This window comes from Pseudomonas sp. 06C 126 (assembly GCF_001855215.1).
GTDB classification, from domain to species: Bacteria; Pseudomonadota; Gammaproteobacteria; order Pseudomonadales; family Pseudomonadaceae; genus Aquipseudomonas; species Aquipseudomonas proteolytica.
Genome location: NZ_MIFU01000034.1, coordinates 1 through 25,780 on the forward strand (window position 1 = coordinate 1; position 25,780 = coordinate 25,780).

21 protein-coding genes and 1 tRNA gene are annotated in these 25,780 nt (G+C 60.3%); 10 read left to right on the forward strand and 12 right to left on the reverse strand.

The window, feature by feature from the left end:
- Nucleotides 1-306 precede the first annotated feature (306 nt).
- Entirely contained in the window at nucleotides 307-1,815 is a 1,509-nt protein-coding gene (locus BHC62_RS05375; RefSeq protein ID WP_029300271.1) for a sigma-54-dependent transcriptional regulator, read from the forward strand.
- 9 nt (nucleotides 1,816-1,824) lie between these two features.
- Here the strand turns inward: BHC62_RS05375 and BHC62_RS05380 are convergent, their stop codons facing one another.
- Nucleotides 1,825-6,477 carry a hypothetical protein gene (locus BHC62_RS05380; protein WP_070994425.1) on the reverse strand — a complete coding sequence of 1,551 codons (4,653 nt, stop codon included), beginning with the start codon at nucleotides 6,475-6,477 and terminating at the stop codon, nucleotides 1,825-1,827.
- Nucleotides 6,478-6,833: 356 nt separating this feature from the next.
- Here BHC62_RS05380 and gcvH point away from each other — a divergent pair, with 356 nt between their 5' ends.
- The 6 genes from gcvH to BHC62_RS05410 all read left to right on the forward strand — a co-directional run bounded on the left by gcvH (nucleotide 6,834) and on the right by BHC62_RS05410 (nucleotide 13,975).
- Nucleotides 6,834-7,217, forward strand: coding sequence for a glycine cleavage system protein GcvH (gcvH, locus tag BHC62_RS05385; protein ID WP_029300273.1), 384 nt, complete (start codon nucleotides 6,834-6,836; stop codon nucleotides 7,215-7,217).
- 10 nt (nucleotides 7,218-7,227) lie between these two features.
- Nucleotides 7,228-10,077 (forward strand): aminomethyl-transferring glycine dehydrogenase, encoded by a 2,850-nt coding sequence (gene gcvP, locus BHC62_RS05390; RefSeq protein ID WP_070994468.1) that lies wholly within the window; start codon nucleotides 7,228-7,230, stop codon nucleotides 10,075-10,077.
- A gap of 167 nt (nucleotides 10,078-10,244) precedes the next feature.
- A complete protein-coding gene (locus tag BHC62_RS05395) occupies nucleotides 10,245-11,621 on the forward strand; it encodes an L-serine ammonia-lyase (protein ID WP_070994426.1) in 1,377 nt (458 codons plus the stop codon).
- A 39-nt stretch (nucleotides 11,622-11,660) separates the two neighbouring features.
- On the forward strand, nucleotides 11,661-12,785 hold the full coding sequence (gene gcvT / locus BHC62_RS05400; protein ID WP_070994427.1) for a glycine cleavage system aminomethyltransferase GcvT: 1,125 nt from the start codon (nucleotides 11,661-11,663) through the stop codon (nucleotides 12,783-12,785).
- A gap of 392 nt (nucleotides 12,786-13,177) precedes the next feature.
- Complete coding sequence (locus BHC62_RS05405) at nucleotides 13,178-13,390, forward strand: cold-shock protein (RefSeq protein WP_029300277.1); 213 nt, start codon at nucleotides 13,178-13,180, stop codon at nucleotides 13,388-13,390.
- A 96-nt stretch (nucleotides 13,391-13,486) separates the two neighbouring features.
- On the forward strand, nucleotides 13,487-13,975 hold the full coding sequence (locus BHC62_RS05410) for an RDD family protein (RefSeq protein ID WP_029300279.1): 489 nt from the start codon (nucleotides 13,487-13,489) through the stop codon (nucleotides 13,973-13,975).
- 131 nt (nucleotides 13,976-14,106) lie between these two features.
- On the opposite strand, the gene nadA is transcribed toward BHC62_RS05410, so the two are convergent.
- Together nadA and BHC62_RS05420 are read right to left on the reverse strand one after the other, a co-directional pair.
- Complete coding sequence (gene nadA / locus BHC62_RS05415) at nucleotides 14,107-15,165, reverse strand: quinolinate synthase NadA (protein ID WP_029300280.1); 1,059 nt, start codon at nucleotides 15,163-15,165, stop codon at nucleotides 14,107-14,109.
- Between the two features lie 154 nt (nucleotides 15,166-15,319).
- Complete coding sequence (locus BHC62_RS05420) at nucleotides 15,320-16,213, reverse strand: LysR family transcriptional regulator (protein WP_070994428.1); 894 nt, start codon at nucleotides 16,211-16,213, stop codon at nucleotides 15,320-15,322.
- Nucleotides 16,214-16,321: 108 nt separating this feature from the next.
- Here BHC62_RS05420 and lldD point away from each other — a divergent pair, with 108 nt between their 5' ends.
- Entirely contained in the window at nucleotides 16,322-17,464 is a 1,143-nt protein-coding gene (gene lldD, locus BHC62_RS05425; protein ID WP_070994429.1) for an FMN-dependent L-lactate dehydrogenase LldD, read from the forward strand.
- 10 nt (nucleotides 17,465-17,474) lie between these two features.
- Here the strand turns inward: lldD and BHC62_RS05430 are convergent, their stop codons facing one another.
- Both BHC62_RS05430 and BHC62_RS05435 read right to left on the reverse strand, forming a co-directional pair.
- Nucleotides 17,475-18,167: an RES family NAD+ phosphorylase gene (locus tag BHC62_RS05430; protein WP_070994430.1), complete on the reverse strand. Its 693-nt coding sequence runs from the start codon at nucleotides 18,165-18,167 to the stop codon at nucleotides 17,475-17,477.
- Nucleotides 18,161-18,565: an antitoxin Xre-like helix-turn-helix domain-containing protein gene (locus BHC62_RS05435; RefSeq protein ID WP_070994431.1), complete on the reverse strand. Its 405-nt coding sequence runs from the start codon at nucleotides 18,563-18,565 to the stop codon at nucleotides 18,161-18,163. Before BHC62_RS05435 ends, BHC62_RS05430 begins: the two co-directional genes overlap by 7 nt.
- Before the next feature lie 206 nt (nucleotides 18,566-18,771).
- Here BHC62_RS05435 and BHC62_RS05440 point away from each other — a divergent pair, with 206 nt between their 5' ends.
- Complete coding sequence (locus BHC62_RS05440; protein WP_029300288.1) at nucleotides 18,772-19,569, forward strand: hypothetical protein; 798 nt, start codon at nucleotides 18,772-18,774, stop codon at nucleotides 19,567-19,569.
- Nucleotides 19,570-19,688: 119 nt separating this feature from the next.
- Here BHC62_RS05440 and BHC62_RS05445 read toward each other — a convergent pair whose 3' ends face one another.
- Entirely contained in the window at nucleotides 19,689-20,297 is a 609-nt protein-coding gene (locus BHC62_RS05445) for a LysE family translocator (RefSeq protein WP_070994469.1), read from the reverse strand.
- A 112-nt stretch (nucleotides 20,298-20,409) separates the two neighbouring features.
- Between BHC62_RS05445 and BHC62_RS05450 the strand changes: the two genes are divergently transcribed.
- Nucleotides 20,410-21,273, forward strand: coding sequence for a LysR family transcriptional regulator (locus BHC62_RS05450; RefSeq protein ID WP_070994432.1), 864 nt, complete (start codon nucleotides 20,410-20,412; stop codon nucleotides 21,271-21,273).
- A 188-nt stretch (nucleotides 21,274-21,461) separates the two neighbouring features.
- Here the strand turns inward: BHC62_RS05450 and BHC62_RS05455 are convergent.
- From BHC62_RS05455 to tolB, 6 genes are all read right to left on the reverse strand, one after another.
- Nucleotides 21,462-21,537 (reverse strand) — tRNA-Lys (locus BHC62_RS05455).
- Nucleotides 21,538-21,600: 63 nt separating this feature from the next.
- Nucleotides 21,601-22,290, reverse strand: coding sequence for a 7-cyano-7-deazaguanine synthase QueC (gene queC, locus BHC62_RS05460; RefSeq protein WP_029300294.1), 690 nt, complete (start codon nucleotides 22,288-22,290; stop codon nucleotides 21,601-21,603).
- 1 nt (nucleotide 22,291) lies between these two features.
- Nucleotides 22,292-22,939, reverse strand: a complete 648-nt coding sequence (gene queE, locus BHC62_RS05465) for a 7-carboxy-7-deazaguanine synthase QueE (RefSeq protein WP_029300296.1) — start codon at nucleotides 22,937-22,939, stop codon at nucleotides 22,292-22,294.
- A 165-nt stretch (nucleotides 22,940-23,104) separates the two neighbouring features.
- Nucleotides 23,105-23,929 carry a tol-pal system protein YbgF gene (gene ybgF / locus BHC62_RS05470; RefSeq protein WP_070994433.1) on the reverse strand — a complete coding sequence of 275 codons (825 nt, stop codon included), beginning with the start codon at nucleotides 23,927-23,929 and terminating at the stop codon, nucleotides 23,105-23,107.
- A 6-nt stretch (nucleotides 23,930-23,935) separates the two neighbouring features.
- Nucleotides 23,936-24,436, reverse strand: a complete 501-nt coding sequence (gene pal, locus BHC62_RS05475; RefSeq protein ID WP_029300299.1) for a peptidoglycan-associated lipoprotein Pal — start codon at nucleotides 24,434-24,436, stop codon at nucleotides 23,936-23,938.
- A 55-nt stretch (nucleotides 24,437-24,491) separates the two neighbouring features.
- Entirely contained in the window at nucleotides 24,492-25,772 is a 1,281-nt protein-coding gene (tolB, locus tag BHC62_RS05480) for a Tol-Pal system beta propeller repeat protein TolB (RefSeq protein WP_169851059.1), read from the reverse strand.
- Nucleotides 25,773-25,780 lie beyond the last annotated feature (8 nt).

A 25,780-nucleotide genomic window follows, 5' to 3' on the forward strand; every position in this document is an offset into this window, starting at 1 on the left:
GGGCATGCCGAGCCTAGGCGAGGCACCGAGTGGTGGGGCAAGAGCCCTTTGGTTACTTTGGGGCTCTTTTCCAAAGTGACCCGCCGTAAGGGCGGAACCAATAGCCGCCGTGACCGCAGCAACGGATATGTACACACACCAAGAAGATAGTTGTGTAGATACCTATGCTGCGATAGGGATCTATCAGTCACTCATGGGCTGACCAATCTACCGCTATCGCAGGCAAGCCAGCTCCCACATTTTTGATCTCCACCCCCGCTCAGGCATACTGGCCACCCTCCGCATTGCAGAATCAAAGTCCGCCCCATGCGTATCCACGTCAGCTTCATCGACCGCGTCGGCATCACCCAGGAAGTCCTGGCCCTGCTCGGTGGGCGCAATCTCAACCTGGATGCGGTGGAGATGATCCCACCCAACGTCTACATCGACGCGCCGACCCTGAGCGTGCAAGTGCTGGAAGAATTGCGCGACGCACTGTTCAGCGTCCACGGCGTACAAGCGGTGACGGTGGTGGATATCCTTCCCGGCCAGCGTCGCCACTTGCAACTTGACGCGCTGCTGGCGGCCATGACCGACCCGGTACTGGCCCTGGACAGTGCCGGCAAGGTGCTGCTGGCCAACCCGGCGCTGATTGCCCTGTATGGTCGCGAGCCGGCGGGCGAAAGCATCGCCGAGCTGTTTGACGATCCGGCACTGCTGGACACCTTGCTTGAACATGGCTTTCGCCTGCCCCTGCGCGAGATCAGCGTCAACGGCCAGACCTTGCTGCTGGACGCCACGCCGATTACCGATGCGGGCGCGCTGCTGACCTTGTACCCGCCCAACCGGATCGGTGAGCGGCTGTCAGCCCTGCACCATGACCATGCCGAAGGCTTTGATGCGCTGCTGGGCGAATCCGTGGCCATCCGTACCCTCAAGACCCGCGCGCAACGGGTCGCCGCCCTCGATGCCCCGCTGTTGATCCAGGGCGAAACCGGCACCGGCAAAGAACTGGTGGCCCGCGCTTGCCATGCCATCAGTGCGCGGCATAGTTCGCCGTTCCTGGCGCTCAACTGCGCAGCCCTGCCGGAGAACCTCGCCGAAAGCGAGCTGTTCGGCTACGCCCCCGGCGCCTTCACCGGTGCCCAGCGCGGCGGCAAGCCGGGGCTGATGGAGCTGGCCAACCAGGGCACGGTGTTTCTCGATGAGATTGGCGAGATGTCACCCTACCTGCAGGCCAAGCTCCTGCGTTTTCTCAATGACGGCAGCTTTCGCCGGGTCGGTGGCGACCGTGAGGTCAAGGTCAATGTGCGCATCCTCAGTGCCACCCACCGCGACCTGGAGAAAATGGTCACTGAAGGCACGTTCCGCGAAGACCTGTTCTACCGCCTCAATGTGCTGAATGTCGAAGTCCCGCCGCTGCGCGAGCGTGGCCAGGACATCCTGCTGCTGGCCCGTTACTTCATGCAGCAGGCCTGCGCGCAGATCCAGCGTCCGGTCTGCCGCCTGGCGCCGGGCACCTACCCGGCCCTGCTGGGTAACCGCTGGCCGGGTAACGTGCGCCAGTTGCAGAACGTGATCTTCCGCGCCGCCGCCATTTGCGAAAGCAACCTGGTGGACATTGGCGACCTGGACATCGCCGGCACCTCGGTCGCCCGCCAGAGCGACGGCGAGGTCGACAGCCTGGAGCAAGCGGTGGAGGACTTCGAACGCAGCCTGCTGGAAAAGCTCTACGTCAGCTATCCCTCGACACGCCAACTGGCCAACCGCCTGCAAACATCCCACACGGCGATCGCCCATCGGTTGCGCAAGTACGGTATCCCCGGCAAACCCTGAGCCAGGCACTCACCAGAAGATCCGCCGCCCGCGTTGCATGACCGCCCCCGTGGCGCTGAAAAACAGGCTTTGGGCCATGGCCGCGCTGATCCGCGAATAATAGATGGCGATGACATCGCTGTCGGTCTTGTCGGCCAGGCTGCGAAAGCTCATAAAGCGTTGTTCCGGCCGTTTCAAATGACCGGCGCTGTACTCGGCATTCGGGGTCGCGGGCGTGCGGTAATGAAAATGGGCGTAGGCCAAGACCTTGCCGTCCATGTCCTTGACCGTATATTCCTGTAAAAAATCATTCGCCCGCTTGAGCGCAATGCGCCCCTCTATCGGTACGATCTGCACCTGATTCTGGCTTTGCAGATACGCAATGCCCGCTTCGTCGGGTGGCAGGCGCTTGACCATTTCGATGCGAATCAGCCGGCCTTGCTCGCGCAGGTTGCGCGAGCCCTGGGCCAGCTCACCGAGCAACGGCTCTTGGGTGGCCTGGGAACTGTCCTGCCCCAGGGCTTTGCGGATTTTTTCGGCCACCACGTTCATCTTCTCGCTGTGGCGCGACAACCTGGCCTCGACGCTGGCGGGCAGGCTGGCCTGGAGCGCTTCGTTGCGCGCCTGGTCGAGAACGATCGCCTGGCGCTCCAGCAGTTTGCGCGCATCCCCCAGCAGCTTTTCCAGCGGACGCACGGCTCGCACGGGCGCTGTGCTGGTCTCGGTGAGCGTCTCAAAGGCTTCACTGCCCGGTGTCTGGCGAAAGCTCGCCACCAGGCTCTGATCGACTGGGTTGATGACATCGACAACACCCGTGTCCACCGCCGCAGCAGTACTACGGGCCTGCCCCACCAGGTAGCGGTTCTTGCGATCTCGGATCAAGCGTTTGCCAGCGCCCAGCGCGGGCCCCGGCTTGCGCCCGGGGGTGCGCTCGCGCTCGCGCAGCAGTGTGGCCATTGAGCCCCTGACTTCGTGTTCGAGGGCGTTGAGCAGACGGTTTACGTGCCCGATGCTGCCGTCGTACAGCAGGTCGGCCGCGGTGTCGTCGTACTCGCGCAGGCGCGCCTGGGTGTTGTCGTACTCAAGCAGCAGCGCGTCATACCCCTCGATACGCTGCTGCACACTCAGGGGGCCGGCTGCCTGCAAGGTTTTTTGTGACTGGACCGATTGAATCGCCTCATCGATCAACGACCTGATCTGCATGAAGTCGTCATATTCCTCCAGGAGCGGCGGCCTGCGCAGCAGCACGCCACTCAGGGCTTTCAGCTGGACAGACTTCCAGTCCAGCGGCGTCCCGAGCACCGAAGGCGGCACCGCGTCGGGACGTGCGTCGTAACCGGGCACTTGGGCCAGACGCGCATGGTTGTTACGCTCCAGGATGCTCAACTCGATCAGTTTGTCGTTGTAGCCGATGATCTTCTGCGTCGCCTGGAAAAACGTCTGGTGCGCGGCCTGGGCAACGGCGACGTCTTCATCTTCCAATTGCGCTTGCAACTGGCTGCGGCGCTCACCGGTGAACGCCTCGGACGCGCGGCTGGTTATCAGCACCGCCATTTGCATGCGCAGCGTTTCGACGAGGTCTTCGAGTTGCAGGATCTTTTCCTGCTCGAACCGCGCCACCGGTTTGTTGGCGTTACAGGCAATCAATGCATCCAGTTTGGCGAGTTGTGCCTGGGTTTGTTTTTCCAGTTGCACGATAAAACTGGCGCGGATGTCTTGCCGGTCTGCCTCAGTGAAACTTTCCGGTTGGCGCATATGGGCCTTCTGAAAGCGCTTTTGCACGGTAGCGACCGCCGTCTCCTGCGCCACCAGGCGCGTCGTCGCCTCCTGGTAAAGACGTTCCAGCATCTGGTTATGCCGCTGAATGCTCGCGCGACGGCTGGCGACCGAGGGTTTGGGCTGGCCGCCGAGCAACTGCAGGCCCACGTCCGGCTTCCATACCCCGCGCGCATTCTTGCGCAGCCAGGGCCCCTGACGCAGCGGTGCTCTGAGGTCGACGATTCGCCAGCGTCCTTCGGCCTGTTTGACCCCGTACACCTTGCTGTCGAGCAGCAGGTAATCGCCATGGCGGACGGTCCCCTGCGCGTCCCGGACCATGACCTGCCCGCGGACAGGCGTATCTGGCGAAGTGATGGTGGGAGGTCCCGGCCACCGCTCACCGCGCCCCGGCGACCAGTGGAAGGTCTCAAGCTGGGCCTGCTGCGTGGGGTCAAGCCGTAAGCGCGCATTGGCCCAGGAGAAATCCATCCCGGTGACATCCCCTAGCGAGCGCTGCCAGGCGAACGTCGCCGGCGTCTGCCGGGCATGCCTGACCGGCAGGCTGTCGAGCCGCGCAATCGAGCGCTGGGTGACGGGCCTGGTCTCGCTCAGGCGCAGGCGCTCATCGATTCCGACGATGGGGCTCAACAACAGGCCCGCCAGACTGCCCATCAACTCCACCAGCGTCGTGGCGCGGTCTTCTTCACTGGCCGTGGCCGGCAACGCGAGTACCGTGCGAAAGCTGCCCAATACCAGGGACAGCCACCCGGCCACCGCCACCGGCCCCCTGAGCATGGGCAAGAGCGCGTTGAACAACTGCCAGAGGTCATTTCTGAACAGCGTCCAGCGTAATGCTTCGGTAGAGATGGATTGTTTTTCAGCGGTCTGCCAGAGGCTCCTGGCGTTTTCATCAAAGACGCGCTCAAGAAACACCCCCGGCACCGCCTCGTCACTGAGCAAGGCCGGGCTGGACGCTGGCTGTGCGCTGTACTCGTCGCCCTGCAGAAAACGCTGGACATGGGGGTGCAGGAAACCGCCATTGGCAAACAGCGCCCGGCTGTTTTCGTCCAGGCGCTCCAGCACCACGGCCTGCAGGTCGCTGCCTGTGCTGGCGATCGCGTCGAGCAACGCCTGGCGGCTGGGGAACTGCTGGAGCGCAGCTTCGACCTGATCGGGCCGATACAGAATATGGGGCAGCTCACTGTTGTCCCGCGGGCCGATGACAAACAGGTTGCTGGCTTTATGGACGACGCCGCCGGCATGGGTCAGAAACGCCAGGGGCCGGCCAACGATAACGGGTTGGTCGGTACTGCTCTGCAGCAAGGCCTGCACCACCCGCACGCCTGCCGCGGTGAACCCATGGCGTTGACGCAAGCGATTTTCCAAGGCTCGCATCGGCAGTTGCAGCGCCATCTGCTCGACAAACAAACGCCGGCGGCGTGCCGACTCTAGCGGGTCTGACAGTAACGCGGCCTTGAGTCGCGCCGGATAGTGCCGGCCCACATCGACGGTTTCGATGAGTGTTTTCAGGTAGCCGGGCGTGACCCAGCCGCCATGCGCCCCTGGGCTGATCTGTACGCTGGCGTAGGGTGTGGCAAAGGGATTTTCCAGCGACCACAACGTCAGGCTCTTGGTGGTGCGCTCGGTCCAGCCCGCCGTTGCGCCTTGGGTGCGTTCAAACGTCAGTTGGCAATCATCCGGATTGACCGGCGTCTGGTGCGGGTAGTCCAGGCGCATCTGGCGTTGCAGCGCCTTGCGCGCATACACGTCGATCGGATCGAGCCCGTCCAGGAACGATGCGCCAGCGCTGCGTTTTTGCAGGTGCGCCAAGCGCTCAAGCCACTGGCCATAGGTGTATCGATCAGCACTGTCAGCGGTCTGCAACCAGAGGGGCAACTGCTCTTCGTGGGGCTGCTGGACATAATCGGCATCGAACCACACCTGGGGCGCGGTGAGCCGGCTGAACAGGCGCTTGTAGCTGTCGACACCGGGCAGCGCCTGCCAATTGACCTGTTGCAGGTTACGCAGTTGGCGCTCCAGCAAGGCCTGGGCCTGTGCATCGAACACATCACCCTGGGGCTCTTTGAGCACCCAGCTGACGAGCAGGCCGGGCCTGTAGTTGCTCATATAGCGCGGCAACAAGTGACCCAACTCGTCCTGCGTCGTGAGTTTGAGCACACTCATCACCGGCACATAGACCAGGGTCACCGGCTGCTGCGCCACCTGGCGCTGCAGGACCAACAGCGTCAGCCACTCCCCCGGCTGGCCTTCCTGGGCGGCATAGACTTGATAGATATGCAGCGCATCCGGCTGGCCCAGGGCCTGGCGGTCCGCCAGATAACCCCAAAGCTGCTGCGGGCCGTCGCCCACGCCCAACAACTGCCTGCCCTCCTGCGACGTCAGCGGCGGGTTTTGCCAGGCCGTGAGCAGGCACGCGCGCAGTTGCTTGCCCACCGCGCCCCAGCGACTGAGGCCAGGATCATCCGCCACCGGCGCATTCCAGAAGGCCACCAACCGCGCACTGAAGGCCTCGAACAACCCAGGGGCCAGGGTGTCGAGCATGCGTTCGATATCGTCGACCGAAACCCCGGCGGGGGCCGGTACCAGGTCTCGACTGATGGAGCTGACCAGTAACTGATAGCGACCTGCACTGTCACTCCCCTCCTGAGCCCCCATGCGACGCCGGATCAACGCATCTCCCAGGCAAGTGAGCTGCCCGTAAGTGCCCGGCGCCTGGGTTCGCACGCCGATCCAGGTAGCCGTGGCGCGCAGGCCGGCGCCAGCAAACCCTTCGTCGAGCCAGTCCTGGATCATCGACTCGGCCACCTGCATCAATGTCGGGCGCTGGGCAAACACACGCCCGAGGTAGTCGCGGGAGGCATATGCCTGTGAAGTGTCGTGAAGTGCCGCCGGTGAATGGCTCATGTCGCGCGTCCTGATGATTCGGAGCGGGGAAAATAGGTCGGCCATGGGCGTGCGGGGCACTACATAAATCAATGCACTGGCGCTTCATCGAGCGGGACGCGTGTATTGAAAACGCTACAGCGGAACGTTTTCAATACACCGCTGATCGTCCTTCGCTATGCAAGGCTTTGATCCGCATAGGCTTTTTTTCTGCCATCGAAGCGTAGCGATTTCGCTACAGCTGTTGGGAACTCACACGCGGCATTATTTTTTAACTTATTGATTTGTAACGACAAAAATATATTGGCCGCATTTTTGCTAAGGACTTACCCATTCCAATCCCGTCCACCAGACGATTCTGGCCCTGAGGAGTTTCCATGAGCGAATTGCGTTTTACTGAAGATCACGAATGGCTGCGTGCCGAAGCCGATGGCAGCGTCACCGTAGGTATTACTGCGTTCGCGCAAAACGCACTGGGTGATGTGGTTTTCGTACAACTGCCTGAGCTGCAGGCCTACGACCAGGGTGCAGAAGCTTCCACCGTAGAGTCGGTCAAGGCCGCCAGCGGTGTGTACATGCCCTTGACCGGCGAAGTGCTGGCAGTGAACGACAAGCTCAGCGACAGCCCGGAACTGGTCAACGAAGACCCGATGGGCGAAGGTTGGTTCTTCCGCTTTAAACCGGCCGATGCCGATGCGGTAGCTAAGCTGTTGGATCAGGATGCGTACGACCGCCTGATCAAAGCCAATGCGCAAGCTTGAGGAGCGTGCCATGACCGTTCAATTGACCACCGCCAACGAATTTATCGCCCGCCATATCGGCCCGCGCCAGGACGACGAGCAGCAGATGCTTGCGACCCTGGGCTTTGATTCCCTCGAAGCCCTGAGCGCCAGCGTGATCCCGGAAAGCATCAAGGGCACCGCCGTGCTGGGCCTGAGCGACGGCCTGAGCGAAGCCGATGCCCTGGCGTCGATCAAGGCCATCGCGGCCAAGAACCAACTGTTCAAGACTTACATCGGCCAGGGCTACTACAACTGCCACACGCCGTCGTCGATCCTGCGCAACCTGCTGGAAAACCCGGCCTGGTACACCGCCTACACGCCGTACCAGCCAGAGATTTCCCAGGGTCGCCTGGAGGCGCTGCTGAACTTCCAGACCCTGATCAGCGACCTCACCGGCCTGCCGATCGCCAACGCATCCTTGCTCGACGAAGCCACCGCCGCCGCCGAAGCCATGACCTTCTGCAAGCGCCTGAGCAAGAACAAAGGCAGCAACGCCTTCTTCGCCTCGGTGCACAGCCACCCGCAGACCCTCGACGTGCTGCGCACCCGTGCCGAGCCGCTGGGCATTGATGTGGTGGTGGGCGATGAGCGCGAGCTGACCGACGTCAGCCCGTTCTTCGGCGCCCTGCTGCAATACCCGGCCAGCAACGGTGACGTATTCGACTACCGCGAACTGACCGAACGCTTCCACGCCGCCAACGCCCTGGTGGCGGTGGCCGCCGACCTGCTGGCCCTGACCCTGCTGACCCCACCGGGCGAGTTCGGTGCCGACGTGGCCATCGGCAGTGCCCAACGCTTCGGCGTGCCGCTGGGCTTTGGTGGCCCGCACGCGGCGTACTTCTCCACCAAGGATGCGTTCAAGCGCGATATGCCGGGCCGTCTGGTCGGGGTGTCCGTGGACCGTTTCGGCAAGCCGGCCCTGCGCCTGGCCATGCAGACCCGCGAGCAACATATCCGCCGCGAGAAAGCCACCAGCAACATCTGCACCGCCCAAGTGCTGCTGGCCAACATCGCCAGCATGTACGCGGTGTACCACGGCCCCAAAGGCCTGGTGCAGATCGCCACGCGTATCCATCACCTGGCCGCGATCCTGGCCAATGGCTTGACCGCGCTGGGCCTCACGGTTGAACAAGAGACGTTCTTCGACACCCTGACCCTGGCCACCGGCGCCAACACTGCTGCCCTGCACGACAAGGCCCGCGCCCAGCGCATCAACCTGCGCGTAGTGGACGCGGCACGCCTGGGCCTGTCGGTGGACGAAACCACCACCCAAGCCGATATCGAAACCCTGTGGAGCGTGTTCGCAGGCGGTAAAGCCCTGCCAGACTTCGCCGCCCTGGCCGCCAGCGTCGACAGCACCCTGCCCGCCGCACTGCTGCGTCAGTCGCCGATCCTCAGCCACCCGGTGTTCAACCGTTATCACTCCGAAACCGAGTTGATGCGCTACCTGCGCAAGCTGGCTGACAAGGACCTGGCACTGGATCGCACCATGATCCCGCTGGGCTCGTGCACCATGAAGCTCAACGCTGCCAGTGAAATGATCCCGGTGACCTGGGCCGAGTTTGGCGCCCTGCACCCGTTCGCCCCGGCCGCACAAAGCGCCGGCTACCTGCAACTGACAAGCGAACTGGAAGCCATGCTCTGCGCGGCCACCGGTTACGACGCCATCTCCCTGCAACCGAACGCCGGTTCCCAGGGTGAGTACGCAGGCCTCTTGGCGATCCGCGCCTATCACCAGAGCCGTGGCGAAGAACGCCGCGATATCTGCCTGATCCCATCGTCGGCCCACGGCACCAACCCGGCCACCGCCAACATGGCCGGCATGCGCGTCGTCGTCACCGCGTGCGACGCCCGTGGCAACGTGGACATTGAAGACCTGCGCGCCAAGGCTATCGAGCATCGCGAACACCTCGCCGCGCTGATGATCACCTACCCATCGACCCACGGCGTGTTCGAGGAAGGCATCCGCGAAATCTGCGGGATCATCCACGACAACGGCGGCCAGGTGTATATCGACGGCGCCAACATGAACGCCATGGTCGGCCTGTGCGCCCCTGGCAAGTTCGGCGGCGACGTGTCCCACCTGAACCTGCACAAGACCTTCTGCATCCCCCACGGTGGTGGCGGCCCGGGCGTTGGCCCGATTGGCGTCAAGTCACACCTCACGCCGTTCCTGCCCGGCCACGCGGCCATGGAACGCAAGGAAGGCGCGGTGTGCGCGGCGCCATTCGGCAGCGCAAGCATTTTGCCGATCACCTGGATGTACATCAGCATGATGGGCGGCGCGGGCCTCAAGCGCGCTTCGCAGTTGGCGATCCTCAATGCCAACTACATTTCCCGTCGCCTGGAAGAGCACTACCCGGTGCTGTACACCGGCAGCAACGGTCTGGTGGCACACGAATGCATCCTCGACCTGCGCCCGCTCAAGGACAGCAGCGGTATCAGCGTCGATGACGTGGCCAAGCGCCTGATCGACTTTGGGTTCCATGCACCGACCATGTCGTTCCCGGTCGCCGGCACCTTGATGATCGAGCCGACCGAAAGTGAATCCAAGGAAGAACTGGACCGTTTCTGCGACGCCATGATCGCCATCCGCGAAGAAATCCGCGCAGTGGAAAACGGCACGTTGGACAAGGATGACAACCCACTGAAGAACGCACCGCACACCGCTGCCGAAATCGTCGGTGAATGGAGCCATCCGTACAGCCGCGAACAAGCGGTGTACCCGGTGGCGTCGTTGATCGAAGGCAAGTACTGGCCGCCGGTTGGCCGGGTCGATAACGTGTTTGGTGATCGCAACCTGGTGTGTGCGTGCCCGTCGATCGAGAGCTACGCATAACCTGACTGTAGAAACGCAGTCAGTGTGGGAGCTGGCTTGCCTGCGATGCAGACACCTCGGTCTATCAGTAGCTCCGAGGTGAGGCTATCGCAGGCAAGCCAGCTCCCACATTGATCGCATTCCACAGGGCAGCTTGCGTCCAACAATAAGAAACCGGAGAACCACTCATGTCTTTAAGCGTGTTCGACCTGTTCAAGATTGGCATCGGCCCCTCAAGCTCTCACACCGTTGGCCCGATGCGCGCCGCAGCCCGATTCGCCGAAGGCCTCAAGCGTGACGACCTGCTGCACGCCACCACCTGCGTCAAGGTGGAGCTCTATGGATCGCTGGGCGCCACCGGCAAAGGCCACGGCAGCGACAAGGCCGTGTTGCTGGGCCTGGAGGGCGAACACCCAGACACCGTGAACACTGAAACCGTGGCCGCGCGCCTGGCGCAGATGCGCAGCGACGCGCGCTTGAACCTGCTCGGTGAACACAGCATGGCGTTCAACGAGAAAGAACACCTGGCGATGATTCGCAAACCCCTCGCCTATCACCCCAACGGCATGATCTTCCGTGCGTTTGACGCTGCCGGCATCCAGATCCGCAGCCGCGAGTACTACTCGGTCGGCGGCGGTTTTGTGGTGGATGAAGACGCTGCCGGCGCCGACCGGATCGTCGAAGACGCCACGCCCCTGACCTTCCCGTTCAAACATGCCAAGGATTTGCTTGGCCATTGCACCACCTATGGGCTGTCCATCAGCCAGGTGATGCTGACCAATGAAAGCGCCTGGCGCCCGGAAGCCGAGACCCGCAGCGGCCTGCTGAAGATCTGGCAGGTGATGCAGGACTGCGTGGACGCAGGCTGTCGCAATGAAGGAATCCTGCCGGGAGGCTTGAAGGTCAAACGTCGCGCCGCCGCGCTGCATCGTCAGTTGTGCAAGAACCCCGAATCCGCCCTGCGCGACCCACTGTCGGTGCTGGACTGGGTCAACCTGTACGCCCTGGCGGTCAACGAAGAAAACGCCAACGGCGGGCGCGTGGTCACGGCGCCCACCAACGGCGCTGCGGGGATCGTGCCCGCCGTACTGCATTACTACATGCGCTTTATCCCCGGCGCGAACGAAGACGGCGTGGTGCGCTTCCTGCTCACCGCCGCTGCCATCGGCATTCTGTACAAGGAAAACGCCTCGATCTCCGGCGCCGAAGTCGGTTGCCAGGGTGAAGTTGGCGTGGCCTGTTCGATGGCGGCGGGCGCGCTGTGCGAAGTGTTGGGCGGCAGCGTCTCTCAAGTGGAGAACGCCGCCGAGATCGGCATGGAGCACAACCTCGGCCTGACCTGCGACCCGATTGGCGGCCTGGTGCAGGTGCCCTGCATCGAGCGCAATGCCATGGGTTCGGTGAAGGCGATCAATGCGGTGCGCATGGCCTTGCGCGGCGATGGGCAGCATTTTGTGTCCCTCGACAAGGTGATCCGCACCATGCGCCAGACCGGCGCCGATATGAAAAGCAAATACAAGGAAACCGCCCGTGGCGGTTTGGCCGTCAACATTATCGAGTGCTGATGCTTATAAACGCGCCAGCACGTTTTTCAGGAGCTGAATATGTCCACCGAAACCCTGTTGAAAACCCCACTGCACGCCCTGCATCTTGAACTGGGCGCACGCATGGTGCCGTTCGCCGGCTATGACATGCCGGTGCAATACCCACTGGGTGTGATGAAGGAGCACTTGCACACCCGTGAACAGGCCGGGTTGTTCGATGTGTCGCACATGGGCCAGATCCGCCTGACCGGGGCCACTGCCGCCAAGGCCCTGGAAACCCTGGTGCCCGTGGATATCATCGACCTGCCAGTGGGCATGCAGCGCTACGCCATGTTCACCAACGACCAGGGTGGCATCCTCGATGACCTGATGGTTGCCAACCTGGGTAACGATGAATTGTTCCTGGTGGTCAACGCCGCTTGCAAGGATCAAGACCTGGCCCACCTGCGCCAGCATATCGGCGAGCACTGCCAGATCGAGCCGCTGTTTGAAGAGCGCGCCCTGTTGGCCTTGCAAGGCCCGGCGGCGGTGAAGGTGCTGGCGCGCCTGGCCCCGGAAGTGACCAAGATGACCTTTATGCAGTTCGCACCCCTACGCCTGCTGGGGGTGGAGTGCTATGTCAGCCGTTCGGGTTATACCGGCGAAGACGGTTTTGAAATCTCCGTCCCCGCGGCCAACGCCGAGAGCCTGGCGCGCAGCCTGCTGGCCGAAACGGAAGTAGCTGCCATTGGCCTGGGCGCTCGAGACTCCCTGCGCCTGGAAGCCGGGCTGTGCCTCTATGGGCACGATATGAACAGCGAAACCACCCCGATTGAGGCCAGCCTGCTGTGGGCCATCTCCAAGGTCCGCCGTGCTGATGGTGCGCGTGCCGGAGGTTTCCCGGGCGCAGACCGGATCTTCACCCAGCAGCAGGCCGGTATCAGCCGCAAGCGCGTTGGCTTGTTGCCACAGGAGCGCACGCCGGTACGTGAAGGGGCAGAGATTGTCGACGACCACGGCACCGTGATTGGCACCGTGTGCAGCGGCGGCTTCGGCCCAAGCCTGGGCGGCCCGCTCGCCATGGGCTACCTCGACATGGCCTTCACCGCGTTGGATAGCGAAGTCTCTGCGTTGGTGCGTGGGAAAAAGGTGCCACTTCGTGTAAGTAAAATGCCATTCGTGCCACAGCGTTACTATCGTGGCTGATTGACTGTTCCTATAAGTAACGCGGTTGTGTTCACTTGCACTAATCTGTAACACAACCGCCATAAAACAGTGCGCCGACGATAGTCAATGTTATGTCGATCAACCTATAACAAGTGACTCAATCTATCGAATAACACCCCGCGGCAATATTGCCTTAAGTGCGAGCAGGGCTAGTAAATACGTGGCTTGCAGAGGGCTTGTTTTTCCTGTGTTAGTTGGCGTAGAGTTTGCCCACTGTGTTTGCATGGGTCGCTTGGAACCTGGACCTGGGCAGTAGCTGAAGTAGTTGTGCTACAACCCGTTCGACGTCTCTTACTTTCCTGCAACCCAGCCCAGTACTCTTTCATGTGAAAGGGGCTGTCATTAATTTTTAGCGTCAAGGAAATAAGAAAATGGCTGAACGTCAGAGCGGTACCGTCAAGTGGTTTAACGACGAGAAAGGTTTTGGTTTTATCACTCCAGAAAGCGGTCCGGATCTGTTCGTGCATTTCCGCGCTATCCAGGGCAACGGCTTCAAGAGCCTCAAAGAAGGCCAGAAAGTGACCTTCATCGCTGTGCAGGGCCAAAAAGGCATGCAAGCGGACGAAGTACAAGCAGAAGCCTGATCCTTACTGCGACAAAAAGCCTCTGATGGTGACATCAGAGGCTTTTTTATGTGCGTTTGTCCGTAAAATGGCTTTTTTCCTCCAGAGAGCCGAGCCATGTCGAAACACCTGCTAAGCCCCCAAGGCGAATTCCCCGCCGTTGGCCTGGGCCGTCGTCTGGCAGCGATGTTCTATGACTTCCTGTTGTGTACCGCCCTGCTGATCGTTACCGCCTTCCTCTACAAGCTGGTGTGGATCGCGTTTGTGGGCGAGGCAAAAATGCGCACGCTCTCGGAGTCCGGCGCTCTGGACGGTGATCCGCTGCTGTCGACGATTCTGTTTTTTGTACTGTTTGGCTTCTTTGCCAAGTTCTGGACCCATTCCGGGCAGACCCTGGGTATGCAAGTGTGGGGCGTGCGCGTGCAGAACGCGGACGGCTCGCGCATCAGCCTATGGCAGGCCCTCTTGCGGTTTGTGGTATCGATTGCGTCGTGGTTGTGCGCAGGGCTGGGGTTTATCTGGTCGCTGGTGGACAAGAAACAGCGGGCCTGGCATGACATTTATTCGGACACGCAGTTGGTGCGAATCCCAAAGAAAAAGAAATAAAGCAGGCAACACAACTCAAATGTAGGAGCTGGCTTGCCTGCGATAGCGGTTTATCAGTCACTGCAATATTGACTGTTATAACGCTATCGCAGGCAAGCCAGCGCCTACAGTTTGATTGTGGCAGCCTTGGATCAGGCGTTGCCGGCCAGCTTCAGGCGGGCCGCCTGGGTAAAGTCCAGCATGCGCTTGAGTGGGCGTACGGCATGGGGGATCAACGAGGGTTCGACGAAGATCTCGTTGCTGCCTTCACGCAGGCATTGCAACGTGCGCTCCAGGGTATTCATCGCCATCCACGGGCAATGCGCACAACTGCGGCATGCCGCGCCGTTACCGGCGGTGGGCGCCTCGACAAAGACCTTGTCCGGGCACAGCTGCTGCATCTTGTAGAAAATGCCACGGTCAGTGGCGACGATAAACGTCTTGTTCGGCAAACGCTGCGCCGCCGCAATCAACTGGCTGGTAGAACCCACGGCATCGGCCAACTCGATCACCGAGGTTGGTGATTCCGGGTGCACCAGGATCGCGGCATCCGGGTACAGCGCCTTCATGTCTTCCAACTGCTTGGACTTGAACTCTTCGTGGACGATGCACGCACCGTCCCACAGCAGCATGTCGGCACCGGTCTGACGCTGGATATAGGTACCCAGGTGCTTGTCCGGGCCCCAGATGATGGTTTCGCCGTTATCCATCAGGCTTTCGACGATTTCCAGGGCGCAACTGGAAGTCACCACCCAATCCGCACGGGCTTTGACTGCCGCCGAAGTGTTGGCGTAGACCACCACGGTACGCTCCGGATGCTGGTCGCAGAACGCCGAAAACTCTTCCACCGGGCAACCCAGGTCCAGGGAGCACGTGGCTTCCAGGGTCGGCATCAGGATCCGTTTTTCGGGGGTAAGGATTTTCGCCGTCTCGCCCATGAAGCGCACGCCAGCAACCAGTACGGTCTTGGCCGGGTGTGCGGCGCCGAAGCGGGCCATTTCCAGGGAGTCGGAAACACAGCCGCCGGTTTCTTCGGCCAGGGCCTGAATCACCGGGTCGCAGTAGAAATGCGCCACCAGCACCGCATCTTGAGCCTTGAGCTCGGCAGCGATAGCAGAACGTAAGCTTGCCTCTTGCTCGGCACTGAGCACCTTGGGTTGCTTGGCATCGAGGTGGGCTTGGACCAGAAGGCGTTCGGAAATTTGCGTCATGTTCGCAAGACCTACAGGCGCAGTTGCGCGAAAGTCGAGTGTACCACCGGCTCTGGAGCCCTTCGGGCGCCGCCGGACGAAGTGATTGTGTTCATCAAGCACGGGTTTAGGTGAAGCTGCGCAAGGCTACAGAATATCGATTGGATTCAAAAGCCTAATATGGCGCAGGGACATTACCCATTTCCCTGGCCAGATCCAACCAGGCTCGCGCAGCCGGCGGCAAGTGAGCATTCCGCCGCCAGGTCAGGGCGATATGCCAGTCCGTTTGGGGCTCATCCAGCGCAATCAACGCAATGCCGGCATGCAGGTGTTTATAGGCCAGCATGCGCGGCAGGAAGGCAACGCCCAGGCCCGCGCCGACCAGGTCGACGATAAAGTCGATCTGGGCGCTGCGCACAGAAACCTTCGGCGAGACACCCCGACGCTCGCAGGCGGAAAGAATGATGCGGTTCAGGGCAAATCCAGCCTCGAAGAGTATGAATGGGGAGTCGGACAAGTCGGAAAAATCCACACTTTTGCGCCCTGCCAATGGATGGCTGCTGGGCAGGACCACCATCAACGGCTCGACGCGCACGTCCTGATACTCGAACTCGCCCTCCACCGGCACCAGCAGGGCAGCCACATCCACCTCCCCCGCTTGCAAGCACTCGCCCAGCTTTTTGCTGCCATGCTCGATCAGTTCGATATCGATCTGTGGGTAACGCTGGCGATACACCGCAAACATCGCGGCAAATAACTCACCACTGCCCACCGGCGGCAAACCGATGCGCAATACACCGCGCTTGAGACCCAGCAGGTCATTGATCTCGGCCAGCAGGTCGCTGCGCTCGGCGAGCAGCACCAGGGCGCGGCGGTAGGCAATCTCGCCGGCGGCTGTCAGTTCACTCTTATGGCCAATACGGCTGAACAGCGGCGTGCCCAGCTCCTCTTCCAGGGTCTTGACCGCTTTGCTGACGCTCGATTGCGTGAGCGAAACCATCTCGGCCGCTTGTGAGAAACTGCCTTGGCGCACCACTTCGACAAAGGCTCGCAGCGTTCGCAGGTTCATGACTATTCCATTTGCGACTTGAATTAAGTTGTAAAAGTTGTTTTTACCATGAAAAGCCTTTGACTATCCTCCACCCACCGTTTTCCTTATTCCGGGGCCTCACTGTTCATGATCATTTCGTCTGCATCGGATTACCGCGAAGCCGCACGCCGCAAACTGCCGCGTTTCCTGTTCGACTACATTGACGGTGGCGCCTACGCCGAGCACACCCTCAAGGCCAACAGCTCGGACCTGGCAGACATCAGCCTGCGCCAGCGCGTCCTGCGCAACGTCGAGAGCCTGAGCCTGGAAACCACGCTGTTCGACCAACCGCTGGCGATGCCGGTGGTCATGAGCCCGGTGGGCCTGACCGGCATGTTTGCCCGGCGCGGGGAAGTCCAGGTGGCGAACGCGGCGGCCAATAAAGGCATCCCTTTTTGCCTGTCGACCGTTTCCGTGTGCCCGATCGAGGAAGTGGCGTCGCAGACCGCGCAATCGATCTGGTTTCAACTCTATGTGCTCAAAGACCGCGGCTTCATGAAGAACGCCCTGGAGCGCGCCCAGGCCGCCGGGGTAAAAACCCTGGTGTTCACCGTCGACATGCCAACCCCCGGTGCCCGCTACCGCGATGCTCACTCCGGGATGTCCGGCCCGTACGCCGCCCAGCGGCGCATGTTGCAGGCCGTGACCAAGCCAGCCTGGGCTTTTGACGTGGGACTTATGGGCCGCCCCCACGACCTGGGCAATATTTCCAAATACCTCGGCAAGCCAACCCACCTTGAAGACTACATCGGCTGGCTGGCCACCAACTTCGACCCGTCCATCAGCTGGAAAGACCTGGAATGGATCCGTGAGTTCTGGAAGGGCCCAATGATCATCAAGGGCATCCTCGACCCACAGGATGCCAAGGATGCGGTGAGCTTCGGGGCCGACGGCATCGTCGTGTCCAACCATGGCGGCCGCCAGCTCGATGGCGTGCTGTCTACCGCCAAGGCGTTGCCTGAGATTGCCCAGGCGGTTGGCAGCGACCTCACGGTGCTGGTGGACTCTGGGGTGCGCTCGGGGCTGGATGTGGTGCGCATGCTCGCCCTGGGCGCCCGGGGTGTGTTGCTGGGACGAGCGCCCGCCTACGCGTTGGCCGCTGATGGCCAGCGCGGCGTGGAGAATCTATTGGATATTTTTGCCAAGGAAATGCGCGTGGCCATGACCCTGACCGGGGTTACGTCGATTGCGCAGATCGATGAGTCAATCCTGGTGCGCGGGCAGATCTGACTCGCCAGGGTCAGGCTTCGCGGATCTGGCTGACACTGGTGATCTGGCCATTCCAGACCATCTCATAATGGGAGGCCTGGACAATCGACGACACCGGCCGGGGTGTCAGCAAGGCCCAGCAGTGATCGCCCTCTGAGCGCACCGACAGGTAACGAAGGCCGGGACAACCGGCCTTCTTCAACTCGCCACCCAAGCGCTGGGCGTGGCTGTAGTCGTCAGGGTCGTAGATCGGGTCGTTCATAGGCACCGACGTCGCATCCTTCATCGAGTCGCCGGCAAAACTGCACGCCAGTGCGCGAAACACAAAACGCTCATAATTAAGGCCACGGACCCCGGACCAATACTGGTTCTGGTGGTGACGCACCTCTGCCAGTGCCGTCTCGATAGTGGCCGCCAGGTACAGCACACCAAAATCACCCGCGCTGAAACGCGATCCTGCCGGGTTGACGTGGGTGAACGGCGCAATTGCGTAGGAACATCCCACAATCCCGAACGGGATTTCCCTCCGGGCTATAAGCTCGATCCGGCCGACCTCATTGCCCAGTCGCGGGTTGGTCAGGGCCTGGATCTGATAAAGCGCCTCAAACTCCTCGGCATCCGCCACATCATCAAATAAGGCAATCGGCGGGAATTTTGAATTGACCAGGCGATAGGCCTGCAACTGCCCCCCGGGCAGATCGCCCAACTGGCTGGCCCTCACCATTGCGCGCCACGCAGCACATCGATGCGCCGGAAGGTTTCGTACAGGGAAATCATATCGCCCTGGGCCATGATCTCCAGAGGCGAGCGGCCGTTGAAAAACAGGTTGTCGTTGGGCATTGCGGGGAAGCCGTACACGTTCTCGGGGTTATCGAACACCATGCGCAGCGTGGCGTGGATATTCAGCACGAAGCTGATGCGCTGCATCTGATCGGCATCCAGGCTCACGGACCAGGCAGCATCGCGCTGCCGGGCGCGGGTGTAGGTACTACGCGAGATGCGCAAGATGCGGCAAGCCTGGTCGCTGCTGGCCTGCCATTTCTCCAGGATGCTCACGGCCGCCCGTAGTCCGGCGACACATTGCTCGCGGGTAAAGGGCTGTGCTTGGAGGGCCAGGCTCATGGTGCCACCTCAAATTAATCTACAGACTCAAATATAGACGCCTGAGGTCTACAGATCAAACCACTACAACATCCCGTGTCAGCTTTTAAAACCAAAGGTCCTAGTGGCATGCTTTTCGTTATTTCGAATCGCACTTTAACGCCCGATGGGTGAGAATGGTTCCCGTCTACATTTTCTCCAATCCATTGTGTATGAGCCCCCAAGAAATGGAATTCAACGCGCCCTCTTCATCCCGCTGGCTACTGGCCTTGTTCGGTGCAAGCCTACTGTCACTGTCCGGCTGCCAGAGTCAAACGCCAGAGCAGCTAGCAGAACAGGCACAGGGACGACAGGAATACGCAAAGTTCGTCAACTCGTTCAAAACAATACTGCGCAGTTATGCCCTGGCCGCCAATGAGCAGGAGCTGACAGGTGTGATGAATATGGTCATGACCGTCGACACGCAGAACCATGTAGTGGACTGCTCAACCCAACGCGGAACCCTGTTGCCCAACGAGGGCCAGAACCAACTGCGTCAGGCCAAGCTGGCCAAACTGGTCACCGAGCTGTGCTGGACCACACTGTTTCCCGAGGTCTCACAAAAGGCCTTCGCTGATAACGAGGATTCCCAGGTGATTGTCGCCCCCATGGTGTTCACCCCTCTGATTGGGCTCTCGGAAGAACAGCAGCAACTGCAGAAAACCCGAATCGACCTCTATAGGCAGATCCGTTTCTTCCGCGAACAACTGTTTGCAGGGCATGACATCCAGAGCATTGGCGTCGCCAGCTTCCACTTCATTGCCGACGCACAGGGCAAAGTGAGTGAGTGCATGGTCAACCTGAATCAAAGCCCGTTCCGCTCACAGGGGTTCAAGGCAGATAGCGCGTTGCAGCAACGCCTCGCCACGCAGTGCAAACGGCTGGACCTGCGCCAGATGCCGGGATTTGCCAACCACCCTAAAGGCCTGCCCCTGGGTTATGTGCAGGTGGACTACAGCCCGTGGATGAATGGGCGCCGGGGCTGAAAGCCAAACAAGGCGGCCGGTTTACCAGCGCAAGTCGTGAGCGGCAATGCGCAACCTGAGCGCATCAGCTGTTACCACATTTGTGGTCAGAATCCCGTCTGATACGGGTAGCCGTGGCTTCAGGTATGGATGGGCAGGGCCAACCCGAAAAGTACAAAAAACCCACCACAGACTTTATTGAATCGGCGCCCGGTTCGGGCTAACCAAGGCCTGACCCGGTGCGCAGCGCTGGCCACTAGATACTCAACGGCGAACTCCACGACCGCGTAAGTCAGCGCGATAACGATCGTCTGCGCGATGATGCTTCTGTGGGGGTTCAGGAAAGGCGGGATAAACGCCATGAATAGCAGCAGTGCCTTAGGGTTTGAAATGGCTGATACCAGCCCTTGGCGGAACAGTGACCAACGTTGCAAGGTTGTTGTGCCGGTCGTATCAAGGCTGACCGGTGCAGCCCGCCACAGCCCGAAGCCCAACCAGATCAGATAGAGCCCGCCGACCACCTTCAAGGCTGTGAACCAGGTGGCCGACGCCTGGATCAGTGCACCCAATCCCAACGCGCAAAGCGAAAGCACCACGGCAAAGCCGAGCACGCCACCGGTGATAGTGAACAGCGTTTTGCGACTCCCGTGGATAGCTCCATGGGTTAGCACCAATAACGCATTGGGCCCTGGTACTACCGCTATGCCGCAGCAGGTAAACAGATAGAGCAACCAGGTCTCAAATGGCATGATCAGATCCAGTATGTGTTGGTTCAGGCCAGTATCTTGCGGGTGAGCAGCCATCATAAAAAGCGCATAATTCACGTCTTAGCCATTCGATTAACGAATAGAGGTAACAGCGATGCCTGCCAGTGATTTGCAGATCGATTGGCTCAAGTGCTTCGTGGCAGTGGTGGATGCAGGTTCGCTATCTGGCGCAGCCCACGAGGTAAACAGATCGCAGTCCGCCGTCAGCATGCAGATGAAGAAACTCGAGGCCGCGCTTGGACGGCGGTTGTTGAGTCGTGGCCCGAGGCACTTTCAACTGACCGCTGACGGCCAGACGCTGCTGAGCTACGCCCGTCGCATGCTCGCACTGCACGCCGAGACCCAAGCGGCTTTTCATGGTGAAGAGTTGACCGGACGAATCCGCCTTGGCGTCGCGGAGGACTACGCGGCCAAGTATCTCACTCCGGTGCTGAAGCGCTTTTCGCCGCGTTACGCAGGCGTGGAAATAGAACTGACCTGTGAACAATCGACCACGCTTATCCCGCGTGTGCGAAGCGGCGATCTTGATCTGGCGCTGGTGTCCAGGGACTCGCCTCAAAGCGGAACATTTCTCTTCAAAGAACCCATGGTTTGGGTGGGCTCACCCCAGTTCGAACTGTGGAGGCGAGACCCGGTGCCTATCGCAGTCTACGAAAGTGAAAGCCTGGCCCGGCGTTATGCAGTGAACTCACTGACCCAGCAGGGACGCGAATTCAAGGTGGTGTACAACAGCTCCAGCCTTGCTGGCCAGGTGGCCGCAGTCGAGGGTGGGCTCGCTATTGCCGCAATCACTCAGTGCAGCGTACAGGCCTCGCTTCACGTCTTAAGTAGCGAGCACGGCTTGGGAAACATTGAACCAATGGAAGTTTCGATTTTACGTAGCCGAGCCTCTCGCGGGTCTAAGGCGGTCAATAGCCTTCATGCTTTCATCATCAGCGCCCTAAGACTTCAGGCGTAGTCATATGGTTTGGGGCGGTAACAGGAAGGGGATGAGGTGGGGAGCCTGAAATTGTATTTGCTCAGGAGGCCCTGCAAGCAGTACGTCACGCTCCTCAGAGAGCCCTACGCCTGCCTTTGTACAAGGCAAAAAAAAACCCGGAAATCCTCACTTGCGTGGGCCTTCCGGATTTTCTAAACCGCCAAAAATGGTGGGTCGTGTGGGATTCGAACCTACGACCAATTGGTTAAAAGCCAACTGCTCTACCAACTGAGCTAACGACCCGCTGTGTGGTGGCGCGTATAATACTGATTTCTAAGGATTATTCAACACCTTATTTTAAATAAATCAGAAATAACGCGTTGGGTCAGTAATTCCGGCCGCTTGGAAGCCTTCTGCACGTAGTCGGCAGCTGTCACATTTCCTACATGCACGACCGTCATTGTCTGCCTGGTAGCAGGAAACAGTCAGCGAGTAGTCGACACCAAGCCTTACACCCGCCTTGACGATATCCGCCTTGCTCAGGTTTTGCAGTGGCGCCTGGATACGGAAGCCGTGCCCTTCTACGCCCGCCTTGGTCGCCAGGTTGGCCATGCGCTCGAACGACTCGACGAACTCTGGACGGCAGTCCGGGTAGCCGGAGTAGTCGACGGCGTTGACGCCGATAAAGATGTCGCGGGCATTGAGTACCTCTGCCCAGCCCAGGGCCAGCGACAGGAACACGGTGTTGCGTGCCGGCACATAGGTGACCGGGATGCCCTCAGTGGGCGCCTCAGGCACGTCGATGGTGCTGTCGGTCAAGGCCGAGCCGCCAATGCCGTTGAGGTTCAGGCCAATCACCTTGTGCTCCACCACGCCGAGGTCGCGGGCGACACGGGCGGCGGCGTGCAACTCGGCATGGGAGCGCTGGCCATAGTCGAAGCTCATGGTATAGCAGCTGTAACCCTCGGCACGTGCCATCGCCACCACGGTGGCGGAGTCGAGGCCGCCAGACAGCAGGATTACGGCACGTTTTTGCTCAGTGGTTTGTTCAGTCATTTCAGCGTCCTGGCTCGTCGTTCCAAAGATATTTATGCAGCTGCAATTGCAGGCGCACCGGCAGATTGTCCGCGACCACCCAGTCAGCCAGGTCGCGAGCGTTCAAGTCATGGTGGCTTGGAGAAAACAGCACCTCGCCGGCGCGTCGGTCCAAACCGTACTGGATCAGCTTGGAATTGGCCCAGTCATAGTCATCCCGCGAACAGATGACGAACTTCACTTGGTCGTTGGCAGTGAGCAACTCGATATTTTCATAGCGATTGCGATGCGCTTCCTTGGAGTCCGGCGTCTTCAGGTCAACCACTCGGCTGACGCGAGGATCGACTGCGGAAATATCCAGGGCACCGCTGGTTTCAAGGGACACCTCGTAACCGGCGTCACACAGCTGCTTGAGCAAAGGAATGGCATTGGGCTGGGCCAACGGCTCGCCGCCTGTAACACAGACGTAGCGCGGCTTGTAGCCTGCCACCTGCTCCAGGATATCGTCGAGGGTACGAATAGTGCCGCCGCTGAACGCGTAGGCACTGTCACAGTACTGGCAGCGCAACGGGCAACCGGTCAGGCGCACAAATACTGTGGGCAGGCCGGCAGTGCGCGTTTCACCCTGTAACGAGTAAAAAACTTCGGTGATGCGTAATGTGTCTTGCATAGTCGCCACGGGCGTAACAGCTAAACAGGCTGTCCGCCTCCGTCAGGCACTTCATGGGATCCCGGCAAAGCGTGAACCCCAAAAAGCGTATTTCATAAAAGGGCGTGGATTCTAACGAAAAAACCCGCGACAGGCGCGGGTTTCTTCCAAGCGGATCAGCAATGCTTACAAACGCTGCAAATCGCGCTGGGCCAACTGGGCGGCAGATGTGCCCGGGTATTGGGCCACTACTTGCTGCAGAATGCCTTTGACCTTGTCGGTATGACCCAGGCGGCGTTCTACATCAGCCAGTTTGTACAGCGAATCAGGCACCTTGGCGTGCTTGGGGTAAAGCTGGCTGACCTTGGCAAACGCCTGGCCTGCACCCTGCAAATCACCCTTGGCAAGGTTGACCTCACCCAACCAGTACTGGGCATTGCCCGCATACTGGCTGTTTGGATAACGACCCAGGAAAGCGGTGAACGCCTTGCTGGCCTTGTCGAAATCCTTGGCCTTGATCAGGTCGAAGGCTGCATCGTAATACAGCTTTTCCTTCGCCGGGTCAGCCGGTTCGCTGCTGGCGGCAGGGGCCTGTGTGGCGCCTGCGGCTACACCACCGGCGGCGCTTGCGGCGCCACCGGCAGAAGAATTATCAGGAGTAGCGGCTGGTGTAACGCCGGTTCCTATACGTCGGTCAAGATCCTGGTAACGCTCCAGGCCTTCTTGCTTGAGCTGACGCACCTCATTCTGCAGAACTTCAATGGTGCCTTGTTGCTGCGCCAATTGATCCTGCATGCGTTGCAGTTGGTTGAACAGTTCGCCCTGTGCCGAAGGAGCGGCCGTGGCCGCTCCCCCCGCATAGGCGCCGTTCGTGCCATAACCTGCAGGTGGATAGCTGCTCCCACTATTGTTATAGCCAGAGTTGCTATCTTCCACGGGAACCGCAGCCCACACCGCAAGCGGTGCGAGGCTGAGAGCCAATACGGTTACAACACGACGGCACGTTCGCATGACGAATTACTTACGCAGTTCGACGCGACGGTTTTGAGCCCAGGATTGCTCGTCGTTGCCGGTAGCAACTGGACGCTCTTCACCGTAGGAAACCAGTTCCAGCTGAGCTGGGGAAACGCCTTGCAGTACCAGGTAGCGCTGAACGGCTTTCGCACGACGCTCGCCCAGTGCCATGTTGTACTCACGAGTACCACGTTCGTCGGTGTTGCCTTCCAGTACAACGCGAGCGCCGTTACCTTTCAGGTCTTTCGCGTGAACGTCCAGAGCGCGCATGGCTTCTGGCTTCAGGTCCGAACTGTCGTATTCGAAGTAGAAAGTGGTGATCGCGCGCAGAGCAGCTTCTTCGCTCAGGGAGCCGTCAACTGCACCAGTGTTGGCGCCGTAACCAGCGTTTGGATCAACAGCTGCGCCTTCACCGGCATTGTCGCCGCCTTTAGACGAGCAACCAACGGCTACGGACAGAGCCAGAGCCAGAGCAGCAAACTTACCAAACTTCAGCATTTCCATCGTGAAACTCCTAATGAACCCCAGTGTGTTAAGTACTTCTTTTTGTAGCGCCGCGTCAGTTCAGGTAAGGGGACCAGGACGGTTCTCTGACTTCGCCTTGTGCGGTAGGAAGCGGGAGCCTTACGCGTCCATTAATGGACACGAGCATCAAGACTCCCCGGCCCTGCTGGCGGGTGGCGTAGATTACCATGGTGCCGTTGGGCGCAACAGTAGGCGACTCATCAAGAGTGCTATCTGTGAGGATTTTTACGCTTCCGCGCTGCAAATCCTGGGCCGCCACCTTGAAATTAGTGAAGCCATCCTGGCGATGGATCATTACCAGGGTCTTTTCATCGGCCGAAAGCTTCGGATTGGCGTTGTAGTTGCCGATAAAGGTCACACGTTCTGCACCACCACCGCCAACACTGCTCTTATAGATCTGCGGTTTGCCGCCACGGTCTGATGTGAAGTAGATGGTCGAACCATCCTTGCCCCAGAACGGTTCAGTGTTGATGCCAGGGCCGGAAGTGACACGGGTGATCTGGCGCGAACCGAGGTTCATCACGTAGATATCCGGGTTACCGTCCTTGGACAGTACGAATGCCAGGCGATTGCCATCCGGCGACCAGGCTGGTGCACCGTTCAAACCTTCGAAGTTGGTGATCTGCTCACGGCGGCCGGTGTCGATGTGCTGGACGAAGATGCGCGGACGCTTCTGTTCAAACGACACATAGGCGATACGCTTGCCATCCGGCGCAAAACGCGGCGACAGGATCGGCTCGCGCGATTGCAGCAGGGTCACTGCCCGGGCACCGTCGTAGTCCGAACGCTGCAGGGTGTAGCGCGTGTTGTTCACCGAGAAACGCTCAGCCGTCACGTACAACATGCGGGTAGAGAACGCACCTTTGATACCCACCAGTTTTTCGAACGACTGGTCGGCGATGTAGTGCGCCATGTCCCGCAGTTGGTCGACGCTGCCCGACACGCTACCGGTCAGCACTTGCTGCTCGGTGGCCACGTTGAACAGAGCGTATTGCACCTGCAGGCGACCGCCCGCTGGCACGATACTGCCTACCATAAGGTACTGGGCGCCCAGGGCTTTCCAGTCACGGTAGATCACTTCGCTGCCTTGGGTCGGCTGGCTGATCATGTTCTGCTTCGGAATAGGCGCGTAGTAACCCGAGTTGCGCAGGTCATTACCAATGATTTCCGCCATATCGTCCGGCAGTACGCTACCGCCCTGCCAACCAAACGGCACTACTGCAATCGGGGTCGCCCGATCGCTACCGCTGGTTACCAGGATGTTCTTTTCATCCGCCGCCGCTATCCCTGCCATACAGCAAATAACGACAAGCATTCCTCGAA